The 14,187-nt window shown below is 63.6% G+C and carries 19 protein-coding genes and 1 riboswitch; of the genes, 16 read left to right on the top strand and 3 right to left on the bottom strand.

Annotated elements, in window-relative coordinates:
* Positions 1 to 41 precede the first annotated feature (41 nt).
* The 10 genes from AC27VQ_RS06310 to AC27VQ_RS06265 all read left to right on the top strand — a co-directional run bounded on the left by AC27VQ_RS06310 (position 42) and on the right by AC27VQ_RS06265 (position 7,978).
* On the top strand, positions 42 to 266 hold the full coding sequence (locus AC27VQ_RS06310) for a hypothetical protein (RefSeq protein ID WP_421594049.1): 225 nt from the start codon (positions 42 to 44) through the stop codon (positions 264 to 266).
* 460 nt (positions 267 to 726) lie between these two features.
* On the top strand, positions 727 to 1,164 hold the full coding sequence (locus tag AC27VQ_RS06305) for a YqaA family protein (protein WP_488715634.1): 438 nt from the start codon (positions 727 to 729) through the stop codon (positions 1,162 to 1,164).
* 54 nt (positions 1,165 to 1,218) lie between these two features.
* Complete coding sequence (locus tag AC27VQ_RS06300; RefSeq protein ID WP_117370711.1) at positions 1,219 to 1,764, top strand: sigma-70 family RNA polymerase sigma factor; 546 nt, start codon at positions 1,219 to 1,221, stop codon at positions 1,762 to 1,764.
* A complete protein-coding gene (locus tag AC27VQ_RS06295; RefSeq protein WP_488715633.1) occupies positions 1,751 to 2,524 on the top strand; it encodes an anti-sigma factor family protein in 774 nt (257 codons plus the stop codon). The genes AC27VQ_RS06300 and AC27VQ_RS06295 overlap by 14 nt, the downstream gene beginning before the upstream one ends.
* 27 nt (positions 2,525 to 2,551) lie before the next feature.
* A complete protein-coding gene (locus AC27VQ_RS06290) occupies positions 2,552 to 3,268 on the top strand; it encodes a Bax inhibitor-1/YccA family protein (RefSeq protein WP_313525107.1) in 717 nt (238 codons plus the stop codon).
* A gap of 135 nt (positions 3,269 to 3,403) precedes the next feature.
* Positions 3,404 to 3,520, top strand: a riboswitch (TPP riboswitch).
* A gap of 92 nt (positions 3,521 to 3,612) precedes the next feature.
* On the top strand, positions 3,613 to 5,424 hold the full coding sequence (thiC, locus tag AC27VQ_RS06285; protein ID WP_488715632.1) for a phosphomethylpyrimidine synthase ThiC: 1,812 nt from the start codon (positions 3,613 to 3,615) through the stop codon (positions 5,422 to 5,424).
* Between the two features lie 2 nt (positions 5,425 to 5,426).
* Positions 5,427 to 6,407: a glycine oxidase ThiO gene (gene thiO, locus AC27VQ_RS06280; protein ID WP_488715631.1), complete on the top strand. Its 981-nt coding sequence runs from the start codon at positions 5,427 to 5,429 to the stop codon at positions 6,405 to 6,407.
* Positions 6,404 to 6,601: a sulfur carrier protein ThiS gene (gene thiS, locus AC27VQ_RS06275; RefSeq protein ID WP_488715630.1), complete on the top strand. Its 198-nt coding sequence runs from the start codon at positions 6,404 to 6,406 to the stop codon at positions 6,599 to 6,601. The genes thiO and thiS overlap by 4 nt, the downstream gene beginning before the upstream one ends.
* Before the next feature lies 1 nt (position 6,602).
* The gene (locus AC27VQ_RS06270; protein ID WP_488715629.1) at positions 6,603 to 7,376 is read left to right on the top strand and encodes a thiazole synthase; all 774 of its coding nucleotides are present in this window, start codon (positions 6,603 to 6,605) and stop codon (positions 7,374 to 7,376) included.
* Positions 7,373 to 7,978: a thiamine phosphate synthase gene (locus AC27VQ_RS06265; protein ID WP_488715628.1), complete on the top strand. Its 606-nt coding sequence runs from the start codon at positions 7,373 to 7,375 to the stop codon at positions 7,976 to 7,978. Before AC27VQ_RS06270 ends, AC27VQ_RS06265 begins: the two co-directional genes overlap by 4 nt.
* Here AC27VQ_RS06265 and AC27VQ_RS06260 read toward each other — a convergent pair whose 3' ends face one another.
* Positions 7,979 to 8,812, bottom strand: a complete 834-nt coding sequence (locus AC27VQ_RS06260) for an amidohydrolase family protein (protein WP_488715627.1) — start codon at positions 8,810 to 8,812, stop codon at positions 7,979 to 7,981.
* 128 nt (positions 8,813 to 8,940) lie between these two features.
* Here AC27VQ_RS06260 and AC27VQ_RS06255 point away from each other — a divergent pair, with 128 nt between their 5' ends.
* A complete protein-coding gene (locus AC27VQ_RS06255) occupies positions 8,941 to 9,150 on the top strand; it encodes a TOBE domain-containing protein (protein ID WP_313525090.1) in 210 nt (69 codons plus the stop codon).
* Between the two features lie 15 nt (positions 9,151 to 9,165).
* Here AC27VQ_RS06255 and tsaA read toward each other — a convergent pair whose 3' ends face one another.
* Positions 9,166 to 9,684 carry a tRNA (N6-threonylcarbamoyladenosine(37)-N6)-methyltransferase TrmO gene (gene tsaA / locus AC27VQ_RS06250; RefSeq protein ID WP_488715626.1) on the bottom strand — a complete coding sequence of 173 codons (519 nt, stop codon included), beginning with the start codon at positions 9,682 to 9,684 and terminating at the stop codon, positions 9,166 to 9,168.
* A gap of 129 nt (positions 9,685 to 9,813) precedes the next feature.
* Here tsaA and AC27VQ_RS06245 point away from each other — a divergent pair, with 129 nt between their 5' ends.
* Positions 9,814 to 10,374, top strand: a complete 561-nt coding sequence (locus AC27VQ_RS06245) for a PadR family transcriptional regulator (RefSeq protein ID WP_488715625.1) — start codon at positions 9,814 to 9,816, stop codon at positions 10,372 to 10,374.
* On the top strand, positions 10,374 to 10,658 hold the full coding sequence (locus tag AC27VQ_RS06240; RefSeq protein ID WP_488715624.1) for a DUF2218 domain-containing protein: 285 nt from the start codon (positions 10,374 to 10,376) through the stop codon (positions 10,656 to 10,658). Before AC27VQ_RS06245 ends, AC27VQ_RS06240 begins: the two co-directional genes overlap by 1 nt.
* Here the strand turns inward: AC27VQ_RS06240 and AC27VQ_RS06235 are convergent, their stop codons facing one another.
* Positions 10,659 to 11,540 carry a helix-turn-helix domain-containing protein gene (locus AC27VQ_RS06235; RefSeq protein ID WP_488715623.1) on the bottom strand — a complete coding sequence of 294 codons (882 nt, stop codon included), beginning with the start codon at positions 11,538 to 11,540 and terminating at the stop codon, positions 10,659 to 10,661. It lies immediately after the preceding gene.
* 95 nt (positions 11,541 to 11,635) lie between these two features.
* Between AC27VQ_RS06235 and AC27VQ_RS06230 the strand changes: the two genes are divergently transcribed.
* The 3 genes from AC27VQ_RS06230 to AC27VQ_RS06220 all read left to right on the top strand — a co-directional run bounded on the left by AC27VQ_RS06230 (position 11,636) and on the right by AC27VQ_RS06220 (position 14,179).
* On the top strand, positions 11,636 to 13,195 hold the full coding sequence (locus AC27VQ_RS06230; protein ID WP_488715622.1) for a 4-hydroxyphenylacetate 3-hydroxylase N-terminal domain-containing protein: 1,560 nt from the start codon (positions 11,636 to 11,638) through the stop codon (positions 13,193 to 13,195).
* Positions 13,196 to 13,205: 10 nt separating this feature from the next.
* On the top strand, positions 13,206 to 13,718 hold the full coding sequence (locus AC27VQ_RS06225; protein ID WP_488715621.1) for a flavin reductase: 513 nt from the start codon (positions 13,206 to 13,208) through the stop codon (positions 13,716 to 13,718).
* A gap of 74 nt (positions 13,719 to 13,792) precedes the next feature.
* The gene (locus tag AC27VQ_RS06220) at positions 13,793 to 14,179 is read left to right on the top strand and encodes a 5-carboxymethyl-2-hydroxymuconate Delta-isomerase (RefSeq protein ID WP_488715620.1); all 387 of its coding nucleotides are present in this window, start codon (positions 13,793 to 13,795) and stop codon (positions 14,177 to 14,179) included.
* The last annotated feature ends 8 nt before the right edge of the window (positions 14,180 to 14,187 follow it).

The raw sequence follows: 14,187 nt of genomic DNA, 5'->3' as shown, positions 1-14,187 counted from the left end.
AGGCAGGGCTTAAGACGAGCATTGCTCTGGGGGCATGGGACATGAAAATCGACATCGTAGAAACGGAAGACCGCAGCACCGAGCTGATCGCCTTGGCGCGTCTCGTGGCCTTTGCAATCGAATCCGCCAAATCGCTGGACGCCGAAGTTGTCGAGTTCTGCCTCGACAAGGCGCTCCGCGCCGTGCTCGACCAGATCGACGAGCCGGCCCGCATGACGTTGACGGCAAGCGACATCATGCTGATGAATCGGTCTCCGCTCTGCTGAGCGGGGCAAGACCATAGAGCGGGTTCGCTTTTCTTCGAATCGCGAAACCGCCCTGGTTGATTTTTTTACGCAATTCCGGACGCAAAACCGCTACGCACTTTTGCTGGAATTGCTTTAGCCGCCGTCTCCTCCACGGCGCCGATCGTGCGGGCGGCCCGAACCTGCGGGCCGCCGCCGATCTCCTGATATGCGGATTGTCTTGACCGGCGCATTCAGTGCAAGGCGGTGGCTCATTCCGTTCACAACCACGTCATCCATCCGCTTCCCCGCCGGAAATCGCCTTTGCGGCCTTTTCCCCGGCAGCGTCTCGCCTTAGGCAGGCGGGCAAGGCGGCCATTCCGGCACCCGGAAAGAAGAATGGCATGGTCGTCTCGGTGGATACTTCACGAAACAGGTCGGAAGAGCGACGACATCGCATCCATGCCGCGCAACGATCGCTGACGGCATGGTGTGCGTCGCCATGAGCGCGCTTGCGGCCTATGGCGGCCTTTTCCTCGCGGCTTTCCTTGCCGCGACCCTTATTCCCGCGCAGTCCGAGGCCGTGCTCGCCGGCCTGCTCGCCCTCGGGCACCACTCTCCGGCCTTGCTCATCCTCGTCGCCGGCACCGGCAATGTGCTCGGCTCCGTCGTCAACTGGCTGCTGGGGCGCGGCATCGAGCACTATCGCGAAGCGCGCTGGTTTCCAGTCAGTGCAAAAAGCCTGGAACGCGCCGGACGCTGGTATCGCCGCTACGGCTGGTGGAGCCTGCTGTTGAGTTGGCTACCCATTATCGGTGACCCCTTGACGCTTGCCGCCGGCATCATGCGCGAGCCCTTCCCGCGCTTTCTGCTGGTCGTCACCATCGCAAAATTCGGCCGCTACGTTGTCCTCGCCGCGGCAATCCTGCATTGGCTTTGAATTTTTTTGCCATGACGATGGAATGAGCGCCGCGCAGCTTTCGTATATTGGATCATGAACGGAAAGACACCCGGCTTCAACGTGATCGGACAGCTTGCGGCGCTCAGGCGCTATGCCCTGTCGCTCGTCCGCAATCCGGACGAGGCGGAAGATCTCGTGCACGATGCGCTCGTGAAAGCCTACGAGCGGCAGTCGAGCTTCCGCACCGGCGCCAATGTGCGCAACTGGCTGATGTCGATCCTGCACAATGCGCATATCGACCGCCTGCGCCAGCGCCGCTCGCTGGAGCGCCGCCACGATGCGGCCGCCGATCTCGCCGAGCGCGCGATGCCGGCGAACCAAGACCATTCGGTGCGGCTCACACAGCTGCGCGACGCTTTCTTCGGCCTGCCTGAAGACCAGCGCGCGGCGCTGCATCTCGTCGCCATCGAGGAGCTCTCCTATCAGGAGGCGGCCGACACGCTGAAGATTCCGGTGGGCACGCTGATGTCGCGCGTTGCGCGCGCCCGCGAACGGCTGCGCACCTTCGAACAGAGCGGCCCGGCCGCGACCGTAACCCATCTCAAAATCGTCGGAGGCACTGGCGATGACAAGCAATGACCCTATTCTCGAGGCCGATCTCAACGCCTATGTCGACGACCAGCTCGCCGTCGGCCGGCGCATCGAGGTGGAAGCCTATTTGTCGGAACGGCCCGAAACCGCAGCCCAGATCATGAAGGACCTGCGCGTGCGCGACGAACTGCGCCTGGCGCTTGCCGACCACCGCGCGGTGATGCGGCAGGAAACGCGCGAGGCCGCACGCTTGCTCGAACGGGCGCTGTCCCGCCGCCGCGTCTTCGGTTTCCTGCGCCGCGCCGCCACCATCGCGCTCTTTGTCGCCGCCGGCTGGGTCGCCCATGCGGCCTTCGGCCCCTTCGGCGCAACCGAGGTCGTGGCATCGACGCCGCCGCCCGCCTTCGTGGAGGAGGCAGTGCGGGCACACAAGACGACGCTTCTGCGCGATTCCATGGCGTCGCAGCCCGAAACGGAAAACTTCGACCCCGCCGAGATCCGCTCTGCGACGGCAATCGTCCTGCCGGACCTGCCGAAGGGCTGGGGCGTCGTCGATACGCAGGTCTTCCCCTCGGCCTACGGCCCAAGCGTCGAACTGGTGCTGGAGCCCCGGAAGGATGAGCGCCTGTCGCTTTTCGCCGTGCGCCCCGGCTCCTTTGCCGTGCAGCACGTGCTGCTCTTCCACGCCGACAATGCCCGAGCCGCCTATTGGCAGATTGGCGATGTCGCCTATGCGCTGGTGTCGGAAAGCCGCAAGGCCGACGAGCTGGCCGAAACCGCACGGGATCTTTCCCGCACGCTCTACTGATCAACCGTTTCCAGAAGGAGATTTCAGATGGAACCCGTACAACAGCGATTTGGCTATGGCGCGCAGGCGCAATCGGCCGCCCTCTTCGACGAGGGCCTGCGCCAGCACATGCTGCGCGTCTACAACTACATGGGCGCCGGCCTCGTCATCACCGGCCTCGTCGCCTTCATCGTCGGCTCGACGCCGGCGCTCTACGTGCCGATTTTCTCCTCCCCGCTGAAGTGGGTGGTGATGCTGGCGCCGCTCGCCTTCGTCTTCTTCTTCTCATTCAAGATCCAGACGATGTCCGCCAGCACCGCGCAAATGACCTTCTGGGCGTTCTGCGCCGTCATGGGCCTGTCGCTCGCCTCGGTATTCCTCGTCTTCACCGGCATGAGCATCGCGCGCACCTTCTTCATCGCCGCCACCATGTTCGGCACGACAAGCCTTTACGGCTACGTGACGAAGCGTGACCTGTCGAAGGTCGGCTCGTTCCTGATGATGGGCCTCATCGGCGTCGTCATCGCCTCGGTCGTCAACATCTTCCTTGGCTCGAGCGCGCTACAGTTTGCGATTTCCGTTATCGGCATCGTCGTCTTCGTCGGCCTCACCGCTTGGGACACGCAGAACATCAAGGAGCAGTATGCCGAAAACATCGACCAGGAATCGAGCCAGAAGATGGCTGTGTTCGGCGCGCTCTCGCTGTATCTCAATTTCGTCAACATCTTCCAGCTGCTGCTGAATTTTACAGGCGAGCGCGAATAGTTTTCGTGAATGATTTCAATGGGAACGGCGGGGCTTTGCTCCGCCGTTTCTTTTTGCGCGCATGCAATAAACCGTAAGAATTGACTTACATAAATTACCTATGTTGACAAATCGGCCCGCAGCGTTTTTGCTTAAGGCATTCACCAGGGGGGTCCCGACAAGCGGCTGAGATACTGCTGGCTTTCGCAGCGCAGTGACCCGTTGAACCTGATCCAGTTCATACTGGCGTAGGGACGGTGCAAGCGCTGCGGCAGGACATCCGTGAACCCGGAGTCCGCGTCCGGCGTCCTTCCATCATTCCGGCTCTAGGACTGGGTCTCCAAACGAACACTTGGAGCCTCACGATGAATATTGCCGCCCAAAAGCTTACCCCGACCGTCACGACCGGCGCCCTGCCCGCCTCCCGCAAGATCCACATTGCCGGCGACCAGCATCCCGATATCCGCGTGCCGATGCGCGAGATTTCACTGCACCCGACCTCGGGCGAACCGCCCGTCATCGTTTACGACGCCTCCGGCCCCTATACCGACCCGAACCACGTCGTCGTCATCGATGCCGGCCTGCCGCGGCTGCGCGAAAGCTGGGTGATCGCCCGCGGCGACACCGAGGGTTACGAGGGCCGCCATGTCCGCCCCGAGGATAACGGCTTTGCCACCGGCGAACGGCTGACACCGGAATTTCCGGTGCGCAACCAGCCGCGCCGGGCGAAGGACGGCAAGGCGGTGACGCAGCTCGCCTATGCCCGCGCCGGTGTCATTACGCCGGAAATGGAATTCATCGCCATCAGGGAAAATCTCGGCCGCAAGGCTGCCAAGGAAGCACTCGCCCGTGACGGCGAAAGCTTTGGCGCGCACATCCCCGATTTCGTCACGCCGGACTTCGTCCGCCAGGAGGTCGCGAGCGGCCGGGCGATCATCCCCGCCAATATCAACCATCCGGAAGCCGAGCCGATGATCATTGGCCGGAATTTCCTGGTCAAGATCAACGCCAATATCGGCAATTCCGCCGTCACCTCCTCCATGGCGGAGGAGGTCGAGAAGATGGTCTGGGCGATCCGCTGGGGCGGCGATACGGTCATGGACCTCTCGACCGGCCGCAACATCCACAACATCCGCGAATGGATCATCCGCAATTCGCCTGTGCCGATCGGCACCGTGCCGCTCTACCAGGCGCTGGAGAAGGTCAATGGCATTGCCGAGGACCTCACCTGGGAGGTTTTTCGCGATACGCTGATCGAGCAGGCCGAACAGGGTGTCGATTATTTCACCATCCATGCCGGCGTGCGGCTGCACTACATCCCGCTCACCGTCAACCGCGTCACCGGCATCGTCTCGCGCGGTGGCTCCATCATGGCCAAGTGGTGTCTGCATCACCACAGGGAAAGCTTCCTCTACAAGCATTTCGAGGAAATCTGCGACATCTGCCGCGCCTATGACGTCTCCTTCTCGCTCGGCGACGGCCTGCGCCCCGGCTCGATTGCCGACGCCAACGATGCCGCGCAGTTCGCCGAACTGGAGACGCTCGGCGAACTCACGCAAATCGCCTGGAAAAAGGACTGCCAGGTCATGATCGAGGGCCCCGGCCATGTGCCGATGCACAAGATCAAGGAGAACATGGACAAGCAGTTGAAGACCTGCGGCGAGGCCCCGTTCTACACGCTCGGGCCCCTGACGACGGACATCGCACCGGGCTACGACCACATCACCTCAGGCATCGGGGCGGCCATGATCGGCTGGTTCGGCACCGCCATGCTCTGCTACGTCACGCCGAAGGAACATCTCGGCCTGCCCGACCGCAACGACGTGAAGGTCGGCGTCATCACCTATAAGATCGCGGCGCATGCGGCCGATCTCGCCAAGGGTCATCCGGCCGCAAAAATCCGCGACGATGCCCTGTCGCGCGCCCGCTTCGAATTCCGCTGGGAGGACCAGTTCAACCTCTCGCTCGACCCGGACACCGCCCGCTCTTTCCACGACGAGACCCTGCCGAAGGAGGCACACAAGGTGGCGCATTTCTGCTCCATGTGCGGCCCGAAATTCTGCTCCATGCGCATTTCGCACGATATCCGCGCCGAGGCCCAGAAGGAGGGGCTGGAGGCGATGGCCCAGAAGTTTCGCGAGGGCGGCGACCTCTACATGCCGCTTGCGGGAGAATGACCATGCGCATCCTCGTCAAGGGCGCCGGCGTTGCCGGCCTGACGGTCGCCTGGCAACTCTATCGCCACGGCTTCGACGTTACCATTCACGAACGGGCCGAAAAAGTCGGCCAGGGTGCCTCCGGCTTCGCCGGCGGCATGCTCGCCCCCTGGTGCGAACGGGAAAGCGCGGAAGAACCCGTGCTGACGGTCGGCCGTCTCGCGGCCGACTGGTGGGAGGCGGCCCTTCCCGGCCATGTGCAGCGGCGCGGCACGCTGGTCGTGGCCAGCGGGCGTGATGCCGGTGAGCTTGAGCGTTTTGCGGGACGAACCAGCGGCTGGGAATGGCTGGACGAGCAGGCCATCGCCGCCCTGGAGCCGGATCTCGCCGGCCGCTTCCGCAAGGCGCTGTTCTTCCGGCAGGAGGCGCATCTCGACCCGCGCAAGGCGCTCTCCGCGCTGACGGCGGGGCTTGAGGAGGCGCGTATGCGCTTCCTCTTCGGAGCTGACAACGACACGGTCCGCTACGACCGGGTCATCGATTGCACCGGGGCCGCCCAGATCGGGCGGCTTGCCACTCTGCGGGGCGTGCGCGGCGAGATGATACAGCTCGAAACCGGCGAGGTCAGCCTCTCCCGCCCCGTCCGCCTGCTGCATCCGCGCCACCCCATCTACATCGTACCGCGCGAGCGCAACCGATTCATGGTCGGCGCGACGATGATCGAGAGCGACAATGCCGGCCCCGTCACCGCCCGCTCGCTGATGGAGCTTTTGAACGCCGCCTACAGCCTCCACCCCGCCTTCGGCGAAGCGCGGCTGGTCGATAGCGGCGCGGGCATCCGCCCCGCCTATCCCAATAACCTTCCGCAGGTGACGGAGGACGGCGACACCCTGCATGTGAACGGCCTCTACCGTCACGGCTTCCTGCTCGCGCCGGCCATGGCCAGCGAGGTCGCGCGCCGGCTGCTTACCGAACATGCCCAGCCGGAAAGGATGGCCTCATGACCCTCATCATCAACGGCGAGGAGCAGGAGGTTGCCGCAGCAAACCTCGCCGATCTCCTGCTCGCCCTCGACTATGAGGGCGACTGGCTGGCGACGGCGGTCAATGGCGAACTGGTGCACCGCGAGGACCGCGCCAGCTTTCCCATCGGTGCGCATGACCGCATCGAAATCCTCTCGCCCATGCAGGGGGGCTGACATGCTGAAACTCTACGATATCGCCGTGCAATCCCGTCTGCTGCTCGGCACCGCCCGTTACCCCTCTCCAGCGATCCTCGCGGAGGCGGTGCGGCGCTCGAGGACGGAGATCGTCACGGTCTCGCTGCGTCGTGAAACCGCAGGCGGCAAGTCGGGCGGCGCCTTCTTCGAGCTGATCCGCGATCTCGGCGTGCGTGTGCTTCCCAACACCGCCGGTTGCCACAGCGTGAAGGAAGCGGTGCTGACAGCGAAGATGGCGCGTGACGTCTTCCGCACCGACTGGATCAAGCTCGAGGTGATCGGTCATCACGATACGCTCCAGCCCGATGTCTTCGGCCTCGTCGAGGCCGCCCGCATCCTCACCGGCGAGGGCTTTCAGGTCTTCCCCTATACGACGGACGATCTCGTCGTGGCGGAAAAGCTGCTGGAAGCCGGTTGCCGCGTATTGATGCCCTGGTGTGCGCCGATCGGCTCGGCCATGGGGCCGGTCAACCCGATGGCGCTCAGGGCGTTTCGCGCGCATTTCCCTGAGATCCCGCTGATCGTCGATGCCGGTATCGGCCGCCCCTCGCACGCCGCCGACGTCATGGAGCGCGGCTATGACGCCGTGCTGCTCAACACCGCCGTCGCCGGTGCAGGCGATCCCGCAGCCATGGCCGAGGCCTTTGCGCTGACCATCACCGCCGGCCGGCTCGCCCATCAGGCCGTGCCGCTGGAACCGCGCGACATGGCCGTCCCCTCCACGCCCGTCATCGGAAAGGCGGTGTTCTCGTGAAGCTCGACCCCTTCTACCTCATCGTCGACAGCGCCGACTGGATCGATCGCCTCGTGCCCGTCGGCGTCAGGCTTGTGCAACTGCGCATGAAAAACGTACCCGAGCACCGGCTGCGCGACGAAATCCGCCGCGCCAAGGCGACCTGCGAAGAACACGGCTGCCAGCTCATCGTCAACGACCACTGGCAGATCGCCATCAAGGAGGCCTGCGACGTCGTGCATCTCGGGCAGGAGGACCTTGCACATGCCGACATTGCCGCCATCCGTGCCGCCGGACTGAAGCTTGGCCTCTCCACCCATGACGAGGCCGAGCTTGACACGGCACTTGCCGCAAAACCCGATTATATCGCACTCGGCCCCGTCTGGCCCACCATCCTGAAAAAGATGAAATGGGCGCCGCAAGGGGCGGAAAAACTGCGGGACTGGAAAACACGGATCGCGCCGATCCCGCTCGTCGCCATCGGCGGCCTCAACCCGGATCGCCTGCCCGCCGTCTTCGAAAACGGCGCCGACAGCGCGGCCGTGGTGACGGACATCACGCTGAACGCCGACCCGGAGGCGCGCGCTCGAGAATGGATCGCCCGCACCGCGCGCTGGCGCTGATCAGAGCTTCCACAGCCGCCGCGCGTTTTCGGAAAGCACGCGGCGCTTCTCCTCCAGGCTCACACCGGAGAGAAGCGCCTGCGTCGCGCCGATCCAGGTGGAAAGCCCGCCGCCGAGCGTGCAGACCGGCCAGTCGCTGCCCCAGACCATGCGGTCGAAGCCGAAGCTTTCGGCGATATGGGCGAAATAGGGCTTCAGGTCCTCCAGCGTCCAGCTTTCCGAACCATAGGCCGGGATACCCGAGAGCTTCACGGTCATGTTCGGCCGGCGCGCGATGTCGGCGACCGGTCCCTTCCAGACGTCGAAACCGCCGCCCTTGATGTCAGGCACGCCGCAATGGTCGAGAACGAAGGAGACATCGGGCGCGAGATCGGCAAGTGCTATCGCCTTGTCGATCTGGTGCGGCAGGACGCAAAGATCGAAGTTGAGACCGGTACCCGCCAGACGCCTGATGTTTTCGCGAAACAGCGCGCCTTCGGACAGATCGTCCGGCATCACATGCAGCACACGGCGGAAACCGCGCACGAAGGGATTGGCGAGAACCGTCTCGAGATAGGCCGGGAAATCCGGTGATTCCGGCCGGCAGGAGGCGATCGCGCCGACAAGCAGACTGCCGTCCTCGCCAGACAGCCCCTTCACCATCTCCGTTTCACGCGGAATGTCGCTTTCGGCAACATCGACTTCCATATGCAGCGCCGCGACGATACCGAGCCGCCGGGCTTCGCGCGCATAAAGGTCCTGCGTGAAATCCGCATCGAGCGGCGGCACGCTGGAAAGCCAGGGATAGGAGAGCCGGTCGCGGTAGATGAGATGCAGATGGGTATCGACGATCATTCGGGGCCTCCTCCAGAGCGCGAACACTGGCACATAGGAATGATCTATTCAAATACGAATTAACGGAGCCAACCTAGGATTCCACGACGATTCCGCTAAATCTCCCCATGAAACCAAAGGAGACCAACATGAAGATCAGCGCACGCAACCGCCTGAAGGGCAAGATCGTCGAAGTCATTCTCGGCGCGACCACCGCCCATGTCCGCATCGACGTCGGCGGCTCGATCATCACCGCAGCCATCACCAACGAGGCGGTGAACGAACTCGGCCTTGCCGCCGGGCAGGAGGCCTATGCCGTTGTCAAGGCATCGGATGTCATGGTGGCCGTGGACGACTAAGGAGCCGAAAGCTCCCTAGTCAACCTTCTTGCACATATGCACTTCGTCGGTCTCGTCGTCACCCTTCTGGCGCGGCGCGATCGGCTTGAAGAGCGTGCGATCCGGCTTGAGGTCAACAAGCGGCGTGCCGTCGAGGCAATCGAGGCCGCGCACGAAGAGCGTCTTGCCCTCGATCCTTTCCAGCAGCACGATCGAGGTGCCGATAGGATTCGGCCGCACCGGCGAGCGCAGCGAAAACGTGCCGTGCACCTCGCCGTTCGAGGCTGGGCTTTGCAGCACGAGATCGCGGCGCGACTGGTGCAGCCAATAAAGCACTTCCAGCCGTTCATAGCGCTCGACGCCCGTCAGCGCCTGCACCCAGGGTTCGAAAATCTCGATCGTGCAGACCGGGCCGTCAGGACGCCCCTGCCATGGCGTTTCCATGCGCGAGGTCCAGGGCGTCGAAATGCGGCCGATGAAGACGATCTCCGCATCGGCAGCCTCCGGCGCCGATATCGCCACCTCGTTCTCACGGATTTCGTTCAGCCGGACCACACGCATCTCCATCGCTATATTTTTCTGGATACGACGATAGCGACCCGCAAAATCTTTTGAAAGATATAAATCTCGATATATCTTGATTTTCGATATATCGAGATTTATATCGACTTCATGAGACACAGAATGGGATGCGGCCCTCACCGCCACTTTTCACCGCCCGACGACCGTTCGGGTCCTTTTCATCGCGGCCGACCTCATGGTCCCGGCCGGGGCGGCCGGCATGGCGGGCGCCTCTTCGACTATGGCGAACTGCGCCTGCTGCTGCTCGCCATCATCTCGGATGCGCCGAGCCATGGGTATGAGCTGATCAAGACCGTCGAGGAGCGCTTCGGCGGCAGCTACAGCCCGAGCCCCGGCGTCGTCTATCCGACGCTTTCCTGGCTCGACGACATGGGCTATGCGGCCATCGAGCCGGCCGAAGGCGGGCGCAAGCGCTACAGCATCACGCCTGATGGCAAGGCCTTCCTCGCCGCCAACCGCGCTGCCATCGACGACCTGATGGCACGGGCCGGCGGTGGAGGCCCCGGCGGCCGCGAGGGCGTGCCCGCCCCCGTCGTTCGCGGCATGGAAAACCTGAAACTTGCCTTGCGGCTGCGCCTGAAACGCGGCGATCTCGATGCGGCCTCAGCCGAGGCCATCGCCGCCGCCCTCGACCTTGCCGCCCAAACCGTGGAGAAAAGCTGATGACCACAAGCACGACCGCCATCCCGACCGAGCATGCCAGCAAATACCTGCAGCAGCTCTGCAAGCATTTTGCCCACAAGCTCACCGTCACCTTCGATGAACATGCGGGATCGATCACCTTCTCGATTGGCGAATGCCGGCTGAAGACGGAGAACGGCGCGCTGCGCATCGCCCTCACGGCACCTAATGCCGAGGATATGGAGCAGCTGAAGGACGTGGTCATCCGCCACCTCGTGCGCTTCGCATTCCGCGAAGAGCTTTCCCCGACCTGGCAGGACGCCTGATCAGCCGGCGCCGGCGGCTTCCGAGTTCTGCCGGCGCCAATCGGAGGGGGAAGACCCCGTCCGCTTGCGGAAGAAACGCGAAAAATAGGCGGGATCCTCGAAACCGATCTCCCGGCCGATATCCTCCATGGGACGGATGGTGAAGCGCAGCAGGCGCTTGGCTTCCAAGAGGCGCCGCTCCAGCACCATGTCCTTCACCGTCTGGCCGAACACCGCGCGCGCCGCCTTGTCGAGCAGATGGGGCGTCGTCGCCAGGGTCTCGACATAGCGCCCAACCGGCCAGTCCTCGCGATAGTGCCGGTCGATCGCCCGGCGCAGCTCCAGCCCGAGCGCCACCACGGGTGCTGCCACCTCAAAACCGACCGTGCCGCCAAGCCGCGCCATCAGCGACAGCACGACGCCGATCAGCCCGGCCATGACCCGCTCGCTCGCCGCCGCACCGCCGCGATATTCGTCCATCACCATGGAAAGCAGCACGCCGATGCGCGAAAATCCCGGCGCATCGGCTTCGCCGGATAGCAGCACGGGCTCTGTCAGCGACAAATCCACCTGCGAAGCCATGGCCCGCAGCAGATCGTCCGAGATCGACACGACGATGGCGTCGGATTGCTCGTCCACCTCGAAACCATGCACCACGTTGCTCGGCACGAAACTGGTCGCCGGAGCGGAAAAATTCCAAGTCCGGTCTTCGATCTGGTAGCGCCCCGCCCCCTTGAACCAATAGGTCAGCTGCCCCATCAGCGGGTGTTTGTGCGGCGCGACCCGCCCGAAATGCAAGCTCTTGCGCTCCATCACCGTTTCGACATGCAGGAAGCCAACATCGAGCGCGCGGCTCGGCTCGCCGTAGACGAAAAAGGCTGGAACATCGCGGCTCGCGGTCATGCCGGAAAAAGTACCAGCGAATTGCCCGCTTTGTCCATGGCGCATCCGCTGTCCCCGACCTAGCATTTGTCAGGATTTTTGAGGAGGACACCCCCATGCGCGCGGAAGATCATCGCAGAGAAAAGACCCGGCCGTTCACCGGCGCCGAATATCTCGCCAGCCTTCGGGACGGACGCGAGGTCTATATCAACGGCGAACGCATCGCCGACGTCACCACCCACCCTTCCATGCGCAATTCCGCCCGCTCCATCGCCCGCATGTATGATGCGCTGCACGATCCCAAGCGTCAGGAACGGCTGACCTCGCCGACCGATACCGGCTCCGGCGGCTACACGCACAAATATTTCCGTGTCGCCCACTCCTCGGCCGATCTCGTCGCCCAGCAGGGCGCGATCGCCGATTGGGCGCGCATGTCCTACGGCTGGATGGGCCGCACGGCGGATTACAAGGCCGCGCTGATGAACACGCTCGGCGCCAATGCCGACTGGTACGGCCCCTTCAAGGACAATGCCCTTTCCTGGCACAGCCGAGCGCAGGAAAGCGTGCTCTTCATGAACCACGCCATTGTCAATCCGCCGATCGACCGCCACAAGCCGGCCGATGCGGTGAAGGACGTCTTCGTGCACATCACCAAGGAGACGGATGCCGGCATCTATGTCTCCGGCGCCAAGGTCGTCGCCACCTCCTCGGCATTGACGCACTATAACTTCCTCGCCCAGAGCTCGGCGACCGTCACCGAAGACCCGTCGCTCTCCGTCATGTTCATCCTGCCGATGAATGCGCCGGGCGTGAAAATGTTCTGCCGTGTCTCCTACGAGCAGACCGCCAATACGGCGGCGCATCCCTTCGACTATCCGCTGTCCTCGCGCTTCGACGAGAATGACGCGATCCTCGTGCTCGACAATGTCTTCGTGCCCTGGGAAGACGTGCTGGTGCTGCGCGATGCGGCCAAAATCCTGTCCTTCCACCCGGCCTCCGGCTTCATGCACGGCTATTGCTTCCAGGGCTGCACGCGCCTGGCGGTGAAGATGGACTTTTTGGCCGGGCTGCTTGCCAAGGCGCTGCGCGCCACCGGCGGCGATGCCTTCCGCGGCAACCAGGCCATGCTCGGCGAGGTCATCGCCATCCGTCACCAGTTCTGGGCCTTCTCCAACGCCATGGCCTATAACCCGATCCCCTGGGCGAACGGCGCCGTGCTGCCAAACCTCGAGGCTGCGCTCTGCTACCGCACCTTCATGTCGGAGGCCTATCCGAAGGTCATCGACATTGTGCGCCGCACAGTGGCCTCGGGCCTCATCTACCTGCCGTCCTCGGCCAAGGATTTCGCCAATCCCGACATCGATCGCTATCTCGCGCAATATGTCCGCGGCTCCGACAATATGGGCCATATCGAGCGCATCAAGATCATGAAGCTGCTCTGGGATGCGACCGGCACGGAATTCGGCGGCCGCCATGCGCTCTACGAGCTGAACTATGCCGGCGCGCCGGAAGAGGTTCGCCTTCAGGTGCTGAAGGGCGCCGAACGCGGCGGGCGTCTCCGGGAAATGGAAGCGCTTGTCGACCAATGCATGGCCGACTACGACGAGAGCGGCTGGACCGGCGAAACCTGGCTGCCGCCGCTTAGCGACGACGCCCTACCCAACGCTGCCGAATGAGGGTGCGACCATGGACCTCAATGTCTCCAAGACCGAATTCCGCAATGCGATGGCCCGGGTCTGCGCGCCCGTCAACGTGATCACCACCAACGGAGCCGCCGGTCGCGGCGGCTTCACCGCCACCGCCATGTGCTCCGTGACGGACGAGCCACCGACGCTGCTCGTCTGCATGAACAGCCGCTCGGCACAGACGGGCCTGTTCATTGAGAACGGCCGCTTCTGCGTCAACGTGCTCACCCAGGAGCACAAGACGCTGGCCGCCTCCTTTGCCGGGCAGCAGGCGGACATGGAGGCGCGCTACGCCGATGCGACCTGGACGGACCTTCCCTCCGGCAACCAGGCGCTGACCGACGCCATCGTTTCCTTTGATTGCCGGCTGACGGAAGCGCGGCTCGTCGGCACGCACAACATTCTCATCGGCGAGGTCGTGGACATCCGTAGCAGGCGCGACGGGCATGCGCTCATCTATTTCGACCGCAACTATGTGCATGTGCCGACCCAGACCGGCAGCTTCGGCGGCTGATGACGATACAATCCTCTTGACAAGCGCCCCTCTATTTAACATGTTAAATAAAAGACTGCATTTGGGGAGGAACAATGCCGCATCTCACCGTCGAATATTCGGCCAATCTCGAAGGCCGCACCGACCTTGATGCGCTCTGCAGAGCGCTTCTCGAAACGCTGCTGGAAACCGGGCTCTTCGAAGTTGGCGCCGTGCGTGTGCGCGCCCTCAAGGCCGATCACTATGCCATCGCCGACCGGCTGGCGGAAAACGCCTTCATCGACCTGAACCTACGCATCGGCAAGGGCCGTAGCGCGGAAGAGAAGAAGCGCACCGGCGAGGCGCTGTTTTCCACCGCCGGCCGGCTGCTCGCTCCTCTTTTCGAGACGCCGCATTTCGCGCTCTCGCTCGAAATCCGTGAGATCGATGCGGAGCTGAGCTGGAAGAAGAACGCCATTCATCCGCGCCTGCGCGGCAAATAACAGGAAAC

The organism is Shinella sp. 20P9.1.1 (genome assembly GCF_057798995.1).
Note: the sequence above shows the minus strand (reverse complement) of the source record. Positions and strands in the feature narration are given on the sequence as shown.